General features: G+C 62.4%; 1 pseudogene. It reads right to left on the reverse strand.

Annotated features, from left to right (window positions below):
* Positions 1 to 167 precede the first annotated feature (167 nt).
* Positions 168 to 750 (reverse strand): annotated as a pseudogene (locus CF70_RS05510) (ATP-binding protein); the annotation flags it as partial.

Raw genomic sequence — 750 nt, forward strand, 5'->3', positions numbered from 1 at the left:
AGCGGCGCGCACGCCAGACCGACGTGTTGAAGGTGGCGAGCATAACGCGCTTGGTAATGTCTTGAATGTTCATGATGATTCCTGGAAATGGGATGGATACGGCTGCAACGAAAAACGGCGAGCCTGGTGGCTCGCCGTCATGGGATGAAGAGAAAAGGAAAAAGGGATCAGTTGCCGAGCAGCAACTCACCGAGCTTGCCGCCCTGCGCATTAATCCACGCTGGAGTAGCGCAGATCCGCGCGTCGCGACGTGCTGCATCGGTGGCGAGCATCACGGCGAATTCGCCGAGATGGGCTTCGAATAGGCGATTGGCGTACACCATCACACGATCGAAGTTGTTCTCGTTGGAAACGGCGGCGAGCGCCGAGCAGATGGCGTACTGCGCGGCCACCTTGTCAGGGATCCTGGCGGATTCCGGGGCGGCCAGCACCGAATCCACGCTGGGCAACTCGCGATAGATCTGGCGAAACGACTCGAACTCGAGTGCGGCGCCCTCGCCCACCGCGCCGGCCGTGGCGACGATTTCCATCCCCGGCGGTACCAGCGGCAGTTGACGCGCCACGTGCCCCCAGCCTCGCGGCGAAGGCAGGTTCTCCACCTCTTTGCTGCGCTCAGACGAGAGCAGCAGATCGGGGCGGAAGCGCAGGAAGGCGATGAGCACAGGCGGCACGCTGTTCGTGACCGCCCAGCGCGTCCAGTCCTCGATCGTCGGTTCCAACTCCACGATGGTGCTGAAGCGGGATTTCAAC

The sequence above is a fragment of the Cupriavidus sp. SK-3 genome, assembly GCF_000611145.1.
In the GTDB taxonomy this organism is placed as follows: Bacteria; Pseudomonadota; Gammaproteobacteria; order Burkholderiales; family Burkholderiaceae; genus Cupriavidus.